The sequence below is a fragment of the Streptosporangium oxazolinicum genome (genome assembly GCF_039537505.1).
Lineage (GTDB): Bacteria > Actinomycetota > Actinomycetes > Streptosporangiales > Streptosporangiaceae > Streptosporangium > Streptosporangium oxazolinicum.
Map to the genome: position 1 here is coordinate 25,053 of NZ_BAABAQ010000023.1, position 15,306 is coordinate 40,358.

Genomic DNA, 15,306 nt, shown 5'->3' on the forward strand with positions numbered 1-15,306 from the left:
CGAAAGGACGGTTGAGTCGTCGACGGTGCCGTGCCACTTTTGACATGAACCCTCCTTTCGAGAAAAGTCCTGGTGAAGGGATGGGCGCGGTGTCCGCCAAACGAACACTCTCGCGGGTCGTGTACGGCTCCCGCTACGACCGGGTACCCCGGGGGCAGAGGGTTTACGTCCGCCCCGGAGAAAGGATCGCCCGCGAGATCCAGTGGCGCCTGAGAATTCGCCGCACCCCCGTCATGAGATTCCAGGACTACCGGGAACGGACACTCCTGGAGGAGACTGAGGAATTCATCACCTGCCAGCTGTGCGGGGAGACACGCCAGCAGCCGATGTTCCAACCGGCCGGGGACAAACGGGCATGGAGCTATCGGGTGGTGCGCTGCCCGGCGTGCGGCTTCCTCTACCGCAACCCCAACATCCGGCCCGACCGGCTGGGCGACCGGTACGCCACCGGCCACAGCGGCTTCCCGACCGGGAGGTACGCGGCCAACCGGCAGCGGCGCTACCGGCTGACCATGGACGCCTTCGGCCCCGCCCTCTCCTCCGGGCAGGGGCGCCGCCTGCTCGACTTCGGCTGCGGCACCGGCCTCTTCCTGCGGCTCGCCGAGCGGCGCGGCTTCGACGCGGTCGGGGTCGACCTCTCACCCGGCTCCGTGGCCGCCGCCAACGAACGCCTCACCGGCGCGCGCGCCTATCTCGGGTCGCCGCAGGACGTCCCGCGGGTCGCCGCGGGGGGCTTCGACGTCATCACCCTCTGGTCGGTCCTCGCCCACCTGCCCCGCCCGATCGACGACCTCGGGCGCCTCCGCGCCCTGCTCGCCCCCGGCGGGGTGCTGCTCGTCCTCACCGTGAACGCCGCCTCCCTGCGGCTCAAGGCGTACGGCAGCGGCTGGAACGGCTTCACCCGGAACCAGCTGATGTTCTATTCGGCCGAGACCATGCCCGCCCTGCTGCGCCGTACCGGATTCGCCGGGGTGGCCTTCACCCCGTTCTACGGCGACACCGTCGAGGCGAGCACCACCAGGCTGCCGGAGCGGCTGAGCCGTCGCCTGCGCCGCACCGTCGAGATCGGCGACGGGGGGAACATGCTCAGGGCCCTGGCCTTCGCCGACGACGAGGCCGTCGACAGGTGGGGCGCGAACCTCCAGGTCCACCGCCTGGCCTGAGGCCATGCCCTGTCAGCCGCCGACCAGGGGCACGAGCTTGACGAAGGACACGACCGGGTCGACGGTCAGATCGATCTCCTGATCCAGGTCCTCGATCTGCCGGTCGCCGACCAGCAGCAGGAAGCCGTTGCGGGCGAAGGCCACCTCGGCGGCGTCGGCCTGCCTCTCCCAGTCGAGCCTGCGGGCCGTGCGCATCCGGTATCCGTTCAGCTCGATCTCGGCGTCGCCCGGCCGGACCAGGCCGCGGAAATGGTGGGAGGGGGCGGCGTTGTGGCGGGCCACCTCCTCGCGCACGCGCAGCCGTACCAGCTCCCTGGCGGAGATCCGCTCGGGCAGGTCGGGCAGGGTGAACTCCTCCAACGCCCTGCCGGTCGCGGTCTCGTCGCGGAAGGTGACCAACGCCATCGGTGCATCCTTTGATCGTCGGGGGGTGACAGACGTCATCTATAGCAACCCGGGCCGACAGAAACGCGGCCACGGACCCCTTCAGCGCAGGGACGGCAGGATCATCGTGACCCCCGGGACGGAGCCGATCGAGGCGAGCGCGGCACCCGCCTCCTCCAGTCCGATGGAACGGGTGACCAGGGCGTCCGGGCTCAGGGTGCCGTCGGAGACGGCCTTCAGCATCGCCGGGTAGGCGTGGGCGGCCATGCCGTGGCTGCCGAGGAGTTCGAGCTCGTAGCCGATCGCCCGCCCCATCGGGACCGGGGTGAGGCCGGGCAGCAGGCCGATCTGGACGTGGCGTCCCCGGCGGCGCAGGCTCTCGATCGACGCCACGCACGTCCCGGGATCGCCGAGCGCGTCGATGGAGACGTGGGCGCCGCCCGAGGTCAGCTCCCTGACGCGCGCGGCGACATCGGCCTCGGACGCTCCGACGCCGACGCCGACGCCGACGCCGACGCCGACGCCGACGCCGACGCCGACGCCGACGCCGACGCAGGCGACGGCGCCGGACCGCCGGGCCAGCTCCAGGGCGCCCTCGGAGACGTCCACGGCGACCACCCGGGCCCCGGCCGCGGCGGCGATCATGACGGCGGACAGGCCCACGCCGCCGCAGCCGTGCACGGCCACCCACTCGTCCGGCCGCACCCGGCCCACGGCGGTCACCGCGCGGTACGAGGTGGCGAAGCGGCAGCCCAGGCTCGCGGCGGTGGTGAAGGACATCTCCCCGGGGAGTCGTACCAGGTTCACGTCCGCGTGGTCGACGGCCACGTACTCGGCGAAGGAGCCCCAGCGGGTGAACCCCGGCTGGGTCTGGCGCTCGCAGACCTGCTGATCGCCGGACAGGCAGGCCGCGCAGGAGCCGCAGGCGCAGACGAACGGGACGGTGACGCGGTCGCCGGGCCGCCACGAGGCGACGCCCGAACCCACCGCCTCGACGACCCCGGCGAGCTCGTGCCCCGGCACGTGGGGGAGGACCCGGATGTCGGGGTCGTGGCCCTGCCAGCCGTGCCAGTCGCTCCGGCACAGCCCGGTGGCCTCCACGCGGATCACCGCTCCGCCGGGCGGAGGCTCGGGGGCGGGCACCTCCTGGACCTCCGGATCGGCCCCGAAGGCGTCGAAGACCACCGCTCGCATCCGCCCACACCCCTCTGCCCCGGCCTCCGGCTCTCTTCGCAGGTAAGTCCGTCTGGCCGGTGAGCCGATTGAGGCTATTGAGCCTATTCGGTCGGTGAGCCTGTCCAGCAGGGTAGCGACTCCGGATGGTCAGCCGGTTCGGCAGGCCGTCCGGAGACCGGCCCGGCCGGGTGCTCCCCGCGGCGCCAGGAGAGCCGCGGGACCCCCCGATACGCAGTACGCGCCCCCGATGGCGGTGCGCCCTGATTAGAAGGCGCACTCTGGGAGAGAGGGAGGGGCACAAGGGTCAACTGATCGGACGGTGCGATGGGGCAGAAAGTCGACAAGGACCGCTATACCGAGGCGGAGTTCCTCCGTTTCAGGGCGAAACTGGCGGAGCAGCTCGACACCCTCCACGAGGTGCTCGCCAGGCCGGGTTTCGGCGCCGGTCCCGCGACCATCGGAGCCGAGCTGGAGATGTTCCTCATAACGCCCGACGGGCGGCCGCTTCCCCGCAACCACGAGGTACAGGCCGCCGCGAACGACGACCGGCTCACGCTGGAGCTGGGCAGGTTCAACCTGGAGGCCAACCTGACCCCGCTGCCGATCGCCGGGCGGCCATTCACCGCCCTGGTGCGGGAGATGCGGGAGATCATGGCCGTGGTGGACAAGGCGGCCGCCACGCAGGGCGGGCAGGCCGTGGCGATCGGGATCCTGCCGTCGCTGAGCGAGTTCGACTTCACCCACGGGGCGCTGAGCGGCGAGGGCCGCTACCGGGCGCTGGCCAGGGGCATGCGGCGGCTGCGCACGGAGCCGTTCCGGGTGCGCGTCGAGGGCGTCGAGCTGCTGGAACTGGAGGTCGAGGGGGTGATCCTGGAGAGCGCCAACACCTCCTGGCAGGTCCATCTCCGCACGGCCCCCGCCGACTTCGCCCGGGTCTACAACGCCGCCCAGCTGGCCATCGGCCCGGCCCTGGCGGTCAGCGGGAACTCACCCGGCTTCCTGGGCAGGCGGCTGTGGGAGGAGACGAGGATCGCGCTGTTCGAGGAGGCCGCCGACGACCGGGACGTGGAGCGGCTCGACCGCAGGGACCGGCGGGTGGGGTTCGGTTCCGGCTGGGTGCGGGGCATCGGGGAGATGTTCGAGACCTGCGTCCGCGACTACGAGCCGGTGCTGCCGATGACCTCGGCGCCGAAGGAGGGGGCCGGAGAAGGCGTTCCCGAGCTGGCCGAACTCCGGCTCCACCAGGGCACCGTGTGGCAGTGGAACCGGCCGGTCTACGACCCCGGTGACGGCGGCCACCTGCGGGTGGAGATGCGCGCCCTGCCCGCCGGGCCGAGCGCGCCCGACATGGCGGCCAACAGCGCGTTCCTGCTCGGGCTGACCGCCGCCCTCGCCGTCCAGTCGGTGGAGGACTTCCCCTTCGCCGGGGCCTACCGCAACTTCTACCGGGCCGCGATCCACGGCCTGGACGCGCCGATGAGCTGGCCGGGCCTGGACGAGGAGATCCCGGCCGAGCGGCTCGCCCTGGACCTGCTGCCGGTCGCCGCGGCCGGGCTCGACAGGATGGGCGTGGACCCGGACGAGACCCGGTGGGCGCTGGACATCGTGCGGGAACGCGTCGTCCGCCGCCGTACCGGCGCGATCTGGCAGCGGGAGGCGCTGGCCAGGGAGGGCGGCGACCAGGCCGCGGCGGCGCGCGTGGTGAGCCGGTACCGGGAGCTGTCGCTGGCCGGGGAGCCCGTCCACACCTGGTCTTTCTAACTACAAAAGGGATTTGAGTACCGGCATACTCATGAACTCCGTATCTTGATCCGCCAATCCTGGTGGAACCGGACAGGGAGAGACCCCTCATGAGTCAGATGAAGGCCGCGCCGGCGGAGCCGTTCGGGCTGAAGCGGGACGGTGGCGGCCTCGCGGCCGGAATCAAGATCCTGGAGAAGGAGCTCAAGCGGGTATCCCTCGACACCGTCCTGGCCAAGGCCAACCGCGTCACGGCCAGGAAGGGGTCGGCCGGTGCCGGGGCGTTCGCCACCATGAGGCCGAGACCGGTCGACTGGTACTGCTTCGACGCCGGGGACAACGCCACCAAGGAGTGGTACCCCCAGGGCCTGACCTGCGCCTCCGACGCCGGGATCGGCGGGAGCACCTTCGTGGTGAGCTGGTACCACACACCGGCGTCGGGGGCCGAGCGGGGCGTGCGGCTGAGCTTCCTGAACACCGCGACGCTCCGCTACCGGCACGTCCTGCTCGTACGGGCCGCCGCCGACGGGAACATCACGCCGATCAACATCCACGCCGGTGGTGTCGCCTGGTACGGCGACCTGCTGTACGTCGCCGACACCACGCGGGGCCTGCGGGTCTTCGACACCCGGCAGATCTTCGAGGTCAACGGGGACGGCACGGAGACCATCGGCAGGAAGGGCGGCGAGTACGACGCGTTCGGCTACCGGTACGTGATGCCGCAGACCGACGCCTGGACCACCACCAGCGGCACCGTCCGCTTCTCCTTCGCCGCCGTCGACCGCAGCACCGCCCCCGACACGCTGATCTCCGGCGAGTACGTCGACACGGCGGGGACGGTCGGACGGGTGGCCCGCTGGCCGCTGACCGAGGGGGGAATCCTGAACGCTCCCGCCGGGGGCGTCGTCAAGGCCGTGGACGCCTACGAGCTGCCGGCGGGCAAGATCCAGGGCGCGCTCTCCTACGAGGGCGTCTGGTATCTCAGCCAGACCGTGGGCTCCACCGGGAACGGCACCCTGATCGTGGTCGGCGACACGGTGCGCAGACGGCCCTACCCGGTGGGCCCGGAGGACCTGACCTGCGTCCGGGACAAGAGGACGCTGTGGAGCGTGAGCGAGTTCGCGGGCCGTCGCGTGGTGTACGGCGTGCCGCTCTGAGGAAGGCCCGTACCGGGGCCCCGTCGGTGGACCTCGGCGGCTCTCGGTGACCCTCAATGATCCTCGGTGACCCTCAGTGGAGGGAGCCGCCGATCAGGCGGAGGTCGCCGCCCAGCGAGACGGAGACCGCGGTGGTCACGATCGCGGTGAGCGCCTGGGCGACCACGGTGACGGGCATGGAGGGCCTCGCCTCGCCCAGGACCTGTTCGGGGCTGAACGGCACGTGCACGAACCCCCCGCGGATCGCCGGTCTCTCGGTGGCGATCATGTGCATGAGGCCGTAGAAGAGGTGGTTGCACAGGAACGTACCGGCGCTCTGCGAGACGCTCGCCGGGACCCCGACGGCCCGCGCCGCCGCCACACACGCCTTCACCGGCAGCGTGGAGAAGTAGGCGGCGGGACCGCCGCGCACCACCGGCTCGTCGATCGGCCGGCACCCCGCGCTATCGGGGATGCGGGCGTCGTCGAGGTTGACGGCCACCCGCTCCACCGTCACGTCCGGCCGTCCCCCGGCCTGCCCGACGCACACGACCACCGCCGGGTCGTGCTCCGCCACCGCCGCGCGCAGGTGCTCCAGCGCCCCGCCGAACGCGCAGGGGAGCAGCGCGGTCCGCACCCCGGGCACGAGCCTGATCGCCTCCCACACCGGGTCGCCGCCGCCGTCGAGCGGCTTCATCCCGGCGAGCAGGACGCCCTTCACCGGCGTTCCGGAGTCGCGGGGCCGGAGACCACCGTGGGCTCCGAGGGCAGGGCGCAGGCGGGGGTGCCGCCCGGCAGGCGGTGACGGTTGGCGGCGACGATCCGGTAGACCCCCTGGGCCACCCACCGGAACGGCGGGACCCGTAGCACGAACCCCAGGGGGCTCCACGGGAGACCGGCGGCGATCAGCAGCCTGGCCACCGCCTGGGCCCCGCCGTACACCCGGCCGTCCTCGATCCAGAGCACCTCGCGCTCGGCCCGCTCGCGGGTGACACCCAGGGCCTGGAGATCCGCGAACTGCCAGGGGACGACCCGGGCGCGCACCCCGACGCGACGCTCGGCGAACCGGACGCTCGTCGTACAGAAACCGCAGTCGCCGTCGAAGACCAGTACAGGTTCTCCTGTCATGCACCTGACATTACCCAGCGGAATCCGATCAAGACCCGGCGACCAGGGTGACCGCGACAGGACGGTGGTCGGAGTACGGGACATCGGGGTTGGCCTGGTCCTTTCCGGTGAAACCCGGGGTGACGAGCACGTGGTCGATCTGCTCGGCCGGGCCGCTCCGGGACGGGATGGTGTTGAACGGCCTGACCGGGGCGAAGGGGTCGGTCAGGCCCGCATCGGTCAGCACCCGCCAGGCCGGGTCACCGGGCTGGAGGTTGAGGTCACCGGCCACGACCACCGGGGCGCCGCTCCCCGTGGCGTTCCTGACGATCTCCCCGAGCTGCTCGACCTGGTCGAGCTCGCGCCAGCCGGGCGGCGGCTGCAGGTGGGTGCCGATCACGGTGACGTCCCGGCCCTGCCAGCGCAGCCCGACCTCCAGCGCCTGCGCGCCGGTCGGGCCGCCCCGGACCAGCACGTGATTTCTTATCGAGGTGATCGGCAGTGTGGTGAGCAGGGCGTCGCCCCACACCTCGTCGGCCGCCGGGGCCCAGATGTAGTGCATGTCCAGCCGCTCGGCGATCAGCCGTACCCCGTCGTGGCCGCCGTTGAGCAGCCAGCCCCTGTCGGCCTCGCTCAGCACCACCACGTGCGGCCTCAGCTCCCTGAGCGCGTCGGCCTGCCGCTCCAGGGAGAGCCTGCCGGACTCGCCGTACCCCATCCTGATGTTGTACGCCGCGATCCGCAGCCCGTCGCCCGGTCCCTCCCAGCGGGGCGGGGTGCCCTGCCACAGCGGAACGGCCGCCACCAGCGCGACCGAGGTCGCGGCGGTCACGGCGAACCGCCGGTCGTAGGAGCGGCGCGGCAGGCCCGAGCTGCCCGCCACGCCCAGGAACGCGACGACGAGCGCCGCGCAGACCGGTACCCAGCCGTTGGACAGGTAGAGGTCGTAGGCGGCGTAGTAGCCGAAGACGAACACGACGAACAGCAGCATTCCCCCGGCCGCCGCCAGGCCCCGCCGGGCCGGGCGGTCCTGGCCGAAGGTCGTCGCGGCGTGCGCCAGGCAGGCTCCCAGCGCGACCTGGCCGACGATCTGCGCGACGATCGTCCAGCCGGGCGCCACGCCGTGGACGCCGTCCACGGTGGCCCCGCCCAGCGTGAACGCCACCGCCGAGGCCACCAGGGCGACCGCGGGCGCGAGCGGGCGGCGCAGCACCGGCAGCGCGGCGGGCGCCGCCGACACCACCGCGAACGCGGCCACGACCACGGCGGCGGCCTGCTGCGCGGAGTCGGTCGCCGCCTGGGCGTGCGCGGTGTTGCCGGTGTAGAGACCCCAGAGCAGCAGGGCGGGACCGATCGCCAGCCAGGCGCGGGGAGCCCCGGAGTACTCCTCGTCCGGGGGTTCGGCCCGGACCGTGAACGCGCAGAAGAGCAGGAGCTCCACCAGCAGCAGCATCCACGGGACCGCTCCAGGCCGCCACATCAGGTCGATGCCGTCGAGCGCCGCGTGGACCACCGTGGAGGCGGCCAGACCGGCGATCGCCCCGCCCATCACGGGCCGGGCGTCCCGGCTGCCCATCGCGGTCGCCACCAGCCAGACCAGCCCGGCCAGCAGGCCCAGGCCGGCCACGTACAGCTGCGGATCCCCGCCGTCGGTCAGCTGGAGCACGAGCCGGGCCAGGAGCAGCAGGCCGGCGGCGCCGAGGGCGATCAGCGGTGGCCGGACGGACCTGGCCAGCGGGACGGCCAGGAAGGCCAGGACGAACCAGGAGACGGCGTACAGGCCCATCAGCTCCGCGGGAGTGCTTCCCGCCCGGCCGAAGAGCGTGATCAGCGACGGCAGGAAGACCCGGAGCACGTCGACGAGCACGACCACGCCGAGGGCCACGTCCAGGCGGATCCGCATGCTACCTCCAAAGAACGCGAGCTATCCTCGCCTTCTTCACGACCCATGACAAGGGCGAGATCCGCCCGAAGCGCGGTCGGGACCGGGACGGAGGGGGCCCTGCCGGAGTGTCCCGGCCTGGCGGGAGTCCCTCAGCGGGCCGGGGGTCCTTCCGCCGGGTCCCCAGGGTCTCCGGGGTATCCAGGGTTCCGCGAAGTCGGGTCTTCGGGGGAGGAATCGCGTCCGCGAGAGGAGGAGACGGGAGGCCCGTCCCCATGGCCCGGCGCAGGAGGTTCGTCCTGCTCCCTGGCGGGAGGCCCGTCGTGATCCCGGACGGGGGATCCGTCATGATCCGGGGCGGGAGGCCCGTCATGGTCCGGACGGTCTGGGGGAGGAGGCTCGTTGTGGCCCGTGACAGGGGGTCCGTCCCCCCGGTCCGGAGACCGGTTCGCGGAGGACGGGGGAGCGGGGGAAGCGTCGAGGTGGCGGAACGCCTCGTGCGCCGAGTGGACACTGTCGCGCAGCGCCTGCTCCAGGTGACCGGCGTCCTCGGCCAGCCTCCCTATCTCCGGTACGGCGAAGACGTCGGCACCGGATTCCGCAAGCAGCTCCTCGTAGCGGGGCAGCCGCGCCCGCAGGGCCTCGATCTGGTCGTGGGCGCGCAGCGCCCGCTCGGCGTCGGCCACGTGGCCCGCGTAGCGTTCCAGGGCCTCGACCCGCGCGAGCACGGCGGCCTCGCTCGCGGCCAGCGCCCGCTCCAGCGGCGCCATCGCCGCGGCCACCTCCGGCGTGCTGCCCCCGTACACGAACTCTTGATGCTCGTTCCGCAGTGTGGAGAGTTTGGTCAGCAGCCGGGCGATCTCCCATTCCTGCGTGGGGAGCATCACCGAGTTGCGTACGCTGTCGAGCATGCCCATCGCGTTGACCCGCGAGCGCAGGATGTAGTCGATCGCCTGCTGGGTCCGGTCGAGCAGCTGTCCGGCGTTGTAGTCGAAGTCCTCGGCGGGCAGCAGGTAGCGGCCCTCGTACCAGCGGGCCTCGCGGTAGAGCTCGTGCTCGATCGTCTCCGGCTCCGCCGGCTCGCGGGAGGCCAGCAGACCGACGAAGACCACGAAGACGAGCAACGAGATCATGAAGAACAGCAGCTGCCCGACGTCGGCGAGGAACATCAGGCAGACCAGGAAGAGCGCCGCGACCCCTCCGCCGACGTTCAGGAAGCGTCCGGGCAGGCGCGAGTTGGGCGGCGGAGGCTCGGGGCTCCACCCGGCGCGGATGCGCGACAACATCGACGCGTGCCGGCGGAACAGGTCGGCGGTCCGGGGGGGAACCTCAGGATCGACCACCACTCGCCGCACAGGCTCGCCCCTCCGTTCCGTTCGATCACATTCACGTCAGCCGTCGAGATGGCGGAACGCCTCGTGCGCCGAGCGTACGCTCTCGCGGAGCGCCCTCCGGAGCAGGTCGGCGTCCTCGCTGAGATGGCCGATCTCCGGTCCGGAGAATCTGGCCGCGCCCGTCTCGGCGACGAGCTGCTCGTACTCGGGCAGGTGCGCCCGCAGGACCTCGATCTGTCCCTGGGAGCGCAGCGCCCGCTCGGCGTCGGCCACGTGGCCCGCGTAGCGTTCCAGGGCCTCGACCCGCGCGAGCACGGCGGCCTCGCTCGCGGCCAGCGCCCGCTCCAGCGGCGCCATCGCCGCGACGACCTCGGGGCTCCTGCCACCCCTGGCGAGGTTGCGGTGCTTGGCCCGCAGCGCGGAGAGCTTGGTCAGCAGCCGGGCGATCTCCCACTCCTCGGCGGGGAGCATCACCGAGTTGCGTACGCTGTCGAGCATGCCCATCGCGTTGACCCGGGAACGCAGGATGTGGTCGATCGCCCGCTGGACCCGGCCGAGCAAATGCCTGGCGTCGTAGTCGAAGTCCTCCAGGATCAGGAAACGCCCCTGCCAGTGCCGCGAGTGCGCGTACAGGAGCCGCTCGACGGAGTCGGCGGGAGAGGGCTTCCTGGCGAGGTAGATCACCCCCAGGATGAAGAGGTACATGCTGATCATCAAGGTGAGCAGGGCGGCGGAGGCCGGGAGCGGAGCACCGGCGACGACGAGACCACCCGCCGCGAGAGCCGCCGTCCCGCCGAAGATTCCCATGAGTATTCCCGGGACCCGGGGTTCGTTCGCGTCCCTGGGCGGACGCCGGGTGCGGAGGCGGTAGAGCAGGGGACCGTTCCGGCGGAAGAGGTCGGCGACATCCCTGGGCACCTCAGGATCGACCACCACGCGCTGCACAGGCTCGCCCCCTTTGCCGTGTTTCAAGAGCATAGCGATTAACCATGTTTCGGGTCATGCGTCCTTACATGGTGCCTCCCTACCATCGAGTATCGCGTGCCGAAAACATGATCGTAATGATTGCCCGGAGATCGTCCCAGGTGGGCGCGGGGCGGCCCGGTCCGGGGCGCGGAGCCGTGGTGGCAGGCGAGGGAAGGTACGGGATGGACGACAAGGCTCGATGGGGCGACAAGGCCGGATGGGGACGCGAGGCGAGGGGCGGGGACGCGAGAACGCCTGTACCCCTGCCGGGGGATCTCGACGGACGACACGGACAGGACGCGGGTCGGCGTCCGAGGGCACCGTGGAAGAGGACGATCGAGCTGGAACACCGTCTCGTTCTTCTCGCGGCCGTCGTCCTCCTCGCGTCCGGCCACGCCCCCAGGGCGTCGCTCAGCCAGGACGCGCTGGATCGGTCGCTGGCGCAGGGGGTGGATCCGGATCTCATCTACCTGGTGGACCTGCCGGGATTCGAGCTGGCCGACCTGTCGGCCGGTGTGGTCGGGGACGACGGGTTCGGGGCCACCTACTGGTCGCAGGACGGGCGCGTAGAGCTGAGAGCCCATCACAGCACGTCCGACGGCGCCCTGCTCGCGAGCACGAGGCTCATGGGCGCCGAACCGTGGACGGCACCCGTGAGGTGCGAGCATGACGAGGTGGGCTCGTACCGCTCGGCGGGAGGCCGGCACGAGTACGCGGTGCTCCGTGCCGGTCATCTCATCTGGCTGAACTGCCCCGTGGGGCTCGTCGACCGGGCCGTGCTGAAGGCCGCCATGGCCGGTGTGCGGCAGGTGACCTGGAAGGGCTCCCGAACGCCCCCGCCACGGCACCCCCCGGTGCGGCGAGGCGACCTGCCGACCACGGGCGACGGCGCGCCGGTCGAATACAGAGGAGTGGGCGGCTGACCCGGTCCGGACGGGTCGCCTCTCGTCCTGCGATGGGAGGGTGCCGATGGTGATGCGGCCGAAGTCCATGGCGACCGTGTCGCTTCGTGTCCTGCGAGGGGGAGGGTGACCCGGCGGATCGCTTCGCGTCCTACGACCCGCCGGGTCCCCGATCCCGTGAGTTTCATGACCCGGCGGGCCCCATGACCCGGCGGGCCCCATGACCCGGCGGGTCCTGCGATCCCCTGAGTTCTGCGATCCTCTACGTCTTGCGGTCCCGTGAGTCCTACTCTCCGGTGAGGACGTAGAGCAGCGCGGCCATGCTGGTGCCGCACGTGACGTCGCCCCTGCCGACCATGTCGCGGACGTCGGCGAGGGGCACCCACTCGACGCGCTCGGCCTCCCACGCCTCGGCCGGTGGGCCGATGTGGGTGGCGCCGTCGGCGTGGAAGATGTGGTGGACCGAGTCGGAGATCCCGTTGGTCGGCTGGACGCGCAGCATCGGGCGCAGCGGTCCGGGCCGCCACCCGGTCTCCTCCTCGACCTCGCGCGCGGCGGCCGTCGGCGGCTCCTCCCCGTCGTCGATCCCGCCGATGGGGATCTCCCACCCCCACGAGTCGGTGATGAAGCGGTGCCGCCAGATCAGCAGCACCCGGCGCCGATCGTCGGTGACGACGGCCCCGGCGCCCGGCGCGGTACGGATCAGCCGGTGGTCCAGGTGCCTGCCGTCGGGAAGCTCCACATCCGCCACCCGGACGTCGAGCCACCGGTCGGTGTAGAGAGGTTCTTCGGAGTGAACCTGCCAGCGCATGCGGCGTGCTCCCAGCGTGGTGACCTGATCTCGGCACCACGTTACAAGAGCGGATGATCGCGGGGCCGTTCCCGCTTCGCCGGTGCGCGCGCCGGGCGGGTCCGGCCCGGCGGCGCGCACCACCGTGATCGTGTCCGCGCCGGCCGCACGACCTGCTCATGCTCACTGTCACCGGCGCGGACTCCGATGTTCGACGCCTCTTCCGAGCGCTGTCAGCCGATCTTCTCGCCGTACACGTGGTCGACCGTCATCACCATGAGCACCCTGCGGTCGGACACCATCACCGACCGGTACTCGTCCCAGTCCGGGTGCTCCCCGGCGGCGGCGCGGTAGTAGTCCACCAGTGCCTCGACCTCGGGGCCGTGGGGGTCGGTCCCCGGCCCGGTGAGTGTCGCCGTGCCGTCGGCGGTGGCCCACGCCAGGCCGTCGGGGCTGGTCACCTCCAGCGTGGCTCGTGGGTCCCGACGCAGGTTCGCCGTCTTGGCGCGTCCCTCGGTCATCGAGACGTAGATGACATCGGCCTCCCGGTCGTAGAAGGGCATGACGGGGGAGAGCTGGGGGCGGCCGTCCGACTTGATCGTCGCGAGGACACCGAGCCTGCTCTCCGCGAGCAGGGTGCGCGGGATGAATGGTGTGGCGGTCATGTCCAGGGCCAAGTCGCGATGGGATGCCGATTATTCCTGTTATTCCTGGCGACGCACCCTCGGCTCCCCGCCGGGGGGCGTGCGTGGTGCGCGGGTACGTCATCTCCCGACCGGCGTACGTGAATTCGGTGACGTACCACGGCCTCGGTCCGGCATGTGCACAGCCGGGCCTTCGCCGTTGGCGTTGAGCCCCTGGCCGCCCCTCTCCTCGCCCTCCACGACGAAGAGGGACGGTGACGTGAGTGTTCACCTGCGGCCAGGGGTGTGCCCCCGGTAGGGCTCAGTCAACGGGTGTGGCCCACCGAGGGCAGCGAGACCACGAAGCAGCCGGAACGTTCCCCCACGGTGACGCTCGCCACCTCCCAGCCATCGCGGCTGTGCGCGATCAACTCGAAGCGGTCCTCTCGCGGAAACGGAAGCGGACGGTGGCTGCGCAGGCGGAGCCCCACATAGTGAATGATCGACGTCTGGACACCTCGCGCACTGACCAACCGCGCGAGGTCACTCAGCCCCTCGGGTGGCTCTTGCCCAGCACAGCTCGCTGCCTGATTGTCGCCTTGCCCCCCGGCGCGGGCCTCTGTTGCTGTCTGTCCGGTCGCCATGTCTACGACGGTAGGAATCAATCAGCGATGATTCAAGGAAGTTGCTCGCAATTGCCCCAAGCTATTGGCCGGTAAGCACGGGGTGGAAATTCCAAGAACCTACGCCGACAAAGCTTCCATCGTCTGAGTGATGATCCGCCGGGCGTGGGGTCCGTAGCAGGCCACCCTGGTGAACCAGTCGAACAGTCGTGCGTACTGCTCGATCTCGTCCGAGAGGGTCAGTGTCAGCTCCGCCGCGACGGTTTCCACATGGACCGCACGATCACCGAAGATCCAGAACCCGTGCTGCGGGGCGAAGGGCAACGGGGCGCGCATGGGCACGATGCCCAGTCGAAGGCGGGGCATCATCGTGATGGCCATCAAGCGGTCAAGCTGCCCGAGCATCACGTCAGGGGGTGCCATGCCGAGGTGGAGAGCACTCTCCAAGATCACAAAATGGAACGTCTTGGCAGGGTTGTACAGCACTTCCTGACGGCGCATCCGGGTGGCGACCCCCTCTTCGAGGTCGTTGGGAATCTCGTGGAAGGCGATCACTTGCGACAGGCGTAACCGGGCGTACTCGCCGGTCTGGAGCAGGCCGGGGATGAGAACCGACTCGAAGACGCGGAAGTCGGAGGTTTCTGCCTCCATCTCCGCCCAGCTCTGCTGGCGGGCCTTGGTCCCGAGTTTGAGCTGTCGCCGCCACTCGGCGTAGAGGGTTTCCATGGCTCGTAGGGTGGAGATCAGGTTCGGTGCTTCGTCCGGTCGCTCCACGGCGTCACACCATGCTTGGATGTCCGCCTCCGACGGTGTCTGACGGCCGTTCTCCAGCTTGCTGACCTTGGATGCCTGCCAGCCGTACCGGGCGGCCAGTTGCCGCCCGGTCAGCCTGGCGTCCAGTCGCAGTTCTTTGAGCCGTGCTCCCATCTGCTGACGGGCGCGGTTGATGTCACGCACCGGAGGTCACGAACTCCTCGAGGGCTATCGCGTTCTCCCACGCGAGATCACGCCACGCGCGATGCTGTTCGACCACGGTCGGATCTGTGATGATCTCCGCGCCCAGAAGAACGTCGCCGGCGTCCAGGTGGAGCAGTGCCAGACGTTCATCGTCGAACAGCCACCAATCCGACCGGGGAAGACCCAGCCGATCGACCTCACTTCGATCGAGGTAATGAATCCGATCACCGGCGGGGATGCTGTGGCGGGCTACCGCCATGCTGAACCGGGTGTAGTCGGAGAACGGACGTGACACGACGCGGACGCGTCGGAACGTTCGTCCGTGTGCGGCATGGCTGCGCATGAGATCGAACCACTCGCCCATCCACGCCATGTCGTCGGGTTCACCGGCGAGAAACCGCCGCAGCGGCTCCTCCTCGTCTTTGGCCAGGTGGTAGCGCTCTCGCGTCTCCAGGCGGAACGCGGACACGTCGAAGGAGGAGAACAACCTCACGAACTCGTCGCCGGACACAAGACCCATGCC

15 protein-coding genes are annotated in these 15,306 nt (G+C 70.9%); 4 read left to right on the plus strand and 11 right to left on the minus strand.

Going from position 1 to position 15,306, the window contains the following annotated elements; genetic code table 11:
* The first annotated feature begins 89 nt into the window (after nt 1-89).
* The gene (locus ABD817_RS38545) at nt 90-1,163 is read left to right on the plus strand and encodes a class I SAM-dependent methyltransferase (protein ID WP_344923411.1); all 1,074 of its coding nucleotides are present in this window, start codon (nt 90-92) and stop codon (nt 1,161-1,163) included.
* A gap of 12 nt (nt 1,164-1,175) precedes the next feature.
* On the opposite strand, the gene ABD817_RS38550 is transcribed toward ABD817_RS38545, so the two are convergent.
* Complete coding sequence (locus tag ABD817_RS38550; RefSeq protein WP_344923412.1) at nt 1,176-1,568, minus strand: hypothetical protein; 393 nt, start codon at nt 1,566-1,568, stop codon at nt 1,176-1,178.
* 81 nt (nt 1,569-1,649) lie between these two features.
* Entirely contained in the window at nt 1,650-2,741 is a 1,092-nt protein-coding gene (locus ABD817_RS38555; RefSeq protein ID WP_344923413.1) for an alcohol dehydrogenase catalytic domain-containing protein, read from the minus strand.
* Nucleotides 2,742-3,047: 306 nt separating this feature from the next.
* Here ABD817_RS38555 and ABD817_RS38560 point away from each other — a divergent pair, with 306 nt between their 5' ends.
* Both ABD817_RS38560 and ABD817_RS38565 read left to right on the plus strand, forming a co-directional pair.
* The gene (locus ABD817_RS38560) at nt 3,048-4,484 is read left to right on the plus strand and encodes a glutamate-cysteine ligase family protein (protein ID WP_344923414.1); all 1,437 of its coding nucleotides are present in this window, start codon (nt 3,048-3,050) and stop codon (nt 4,482-4,484) included.
* An 89-nt stretch (nt 4,485-4,573) separates the two neighbouring features.
* Nucleotides 4,574-5,620: a hypothetical protein gene (locus ABD817_RS38565; RefSeq protein WP_344923415.1), complete on the plus strand. Its 1,047-nt coding sequence runs from the start codon at nt 4,574-4,576 to the stop codon at nt 5,618-5,620.
* 73 nt (nt 5,621-5,693) lie between these two features.
* Here ABD817_RS38565 and pcp read toward each other — a convergent pair whose 3' ends face one another.
* The 5 genes from pcp to ABD817_RS38590 form a co-directional block, all read right to left on the minus strand.
* Nucleotides 5,694-6,320, minus strand: coding sequence for a pyroglutamyl-peptidase I (pcp, locus tag ABD817_RS38570; RefSeq protein ID WP_344923416.1), 627 nt, complete (start codon nt 6,318-6,320; stop codon nt 5,694-5,696).
* Nucleotides 6,317-6,727, minus strand: a complete 411-nt coding sequence (locus ABD817_RS38575) for a thiol-disulfide oxidoreductase DCC family protein (protein WP_344923417.1) — start codon at nt 6,725-6,727, stop codon at nt 6,317-6,319. The genes pcp and ABD817_RS38575 overlap by 4 nt, the downstream gene beginning before the upstream one ends.
* Before the next feature lie 28 nt (nt 6,728-6,755).
* A complete protein-coding gene (locus ABD817_RS38580; RefSeq protein WP_344923418.1) occupies nt 6,756-8,609 on the minus strand; it encodes an endonuclease/exonuclease/phosphatase family protein in 1,854 nt (617 codons plus the stop codon).
* A gap of 131 nt (nt 8,610-8,740) precedes the next feature.
* The gene (locus tag ABD817_RS38585) at nt 8,741-9,943 is read right to left on the minus strand and encodes a hypothetical protein (protein WP_344923419.1); all 1,203 of its coding nucleotides are present in this window, start codon (nt 9,941-9,943) and stop codon (nt 8,741-8,743) included.
* Nucleotides 9,944-9,979: 36 nt separating this feature from the next.
* The gene (locus ABD817_RS38590) at nt 9,980-10,867 is read right to left on the minus strand and encodes a hypothetical protein (RefSeq protein ID WP_344923420.1); all 888 of its coding nucleotides are present in this window, start codon (nt 10,865-10,867) and stop codon (nt 9,980-9,982) included.
* Nucleotides 10,868-11,070: 203 nt separating this feature from the next.
* On the opposite strand from ABD817_RS38590, the gene ABD817_RS38595 reads away from it, so the two are divergent.
* Nucleotides 11,071-11,811 (plus strand): hypothetical protein, encoded by a 741-nt coding sequence (locus ABD817_RS38595; RefSeq protein WP_344923421.1) that lies wholly within the window; start codon nt 11,071-11,073, stop codon nt 11,809-11,811.
* A 265-nt stretch (nt 11,812-12,076) separates the two neighbouring features.
* Here the strand turns inward: ABD817_RS38595 and ABD817_RS38600 are convergent, their stop codons facing one another.
* From ABD817_RS38600 to ABD817_RS38615, 4 genes are all read right to left on the minus strand, one after another.
* Nucleotides 12,077-12,601, minus strand: a complete 525-nt coding sequence (locus ABD817_RS38600) for an NUDIX hydrolase (protein ID WP_344923422.1) — start codon at nt 12,599-12,601, stop codon at nt 12,077-12,079.
* 212 nt (nt 12,602-12,813) lie between these two features.
* Nucleotides 12,814-13,245, minus strand: a complete 432-nt coding sequence (locus ABD817_RS38605) for a PPOX class F420-dependent oxidoreductase (RefSeq protein ID WP_344923423.1) — start codon at nt 13,243-13,245, stop codon at nt 12,814-12,816.
* Between the two features lie 701 nt (nt 13,246-13,946).
* Nucleotides 13,947-14,783, minus strand: coding sequence for a helix-turn-helix domain-containing protein (locus tag ABD817_RS38610; RefSeq protein ID WP_344923424.1), 837 nt, complete (start codon nt 14,781-14,783; stop codon nt 13,947-13,949).
* Nucleotides 14,776-15,303 carry a DUF6879 family protein gene (locus ABD817_RS38615; protein WP_344923425.1) on the minus strand — a complete coding sequence of 176 codons (528 nt, stop codon included), beginning with the start codon at nt 15,301-15,303 and terminating at the stop codon, nt 14,776-14,778. Before ABD817_RS38615 ends, ABD817_RS38610 begins: the two co-directional genes overlap by 8 nt.
* Between the last annotated feature and the right edge of the window lie 3 nt (nt 15,304-15,306).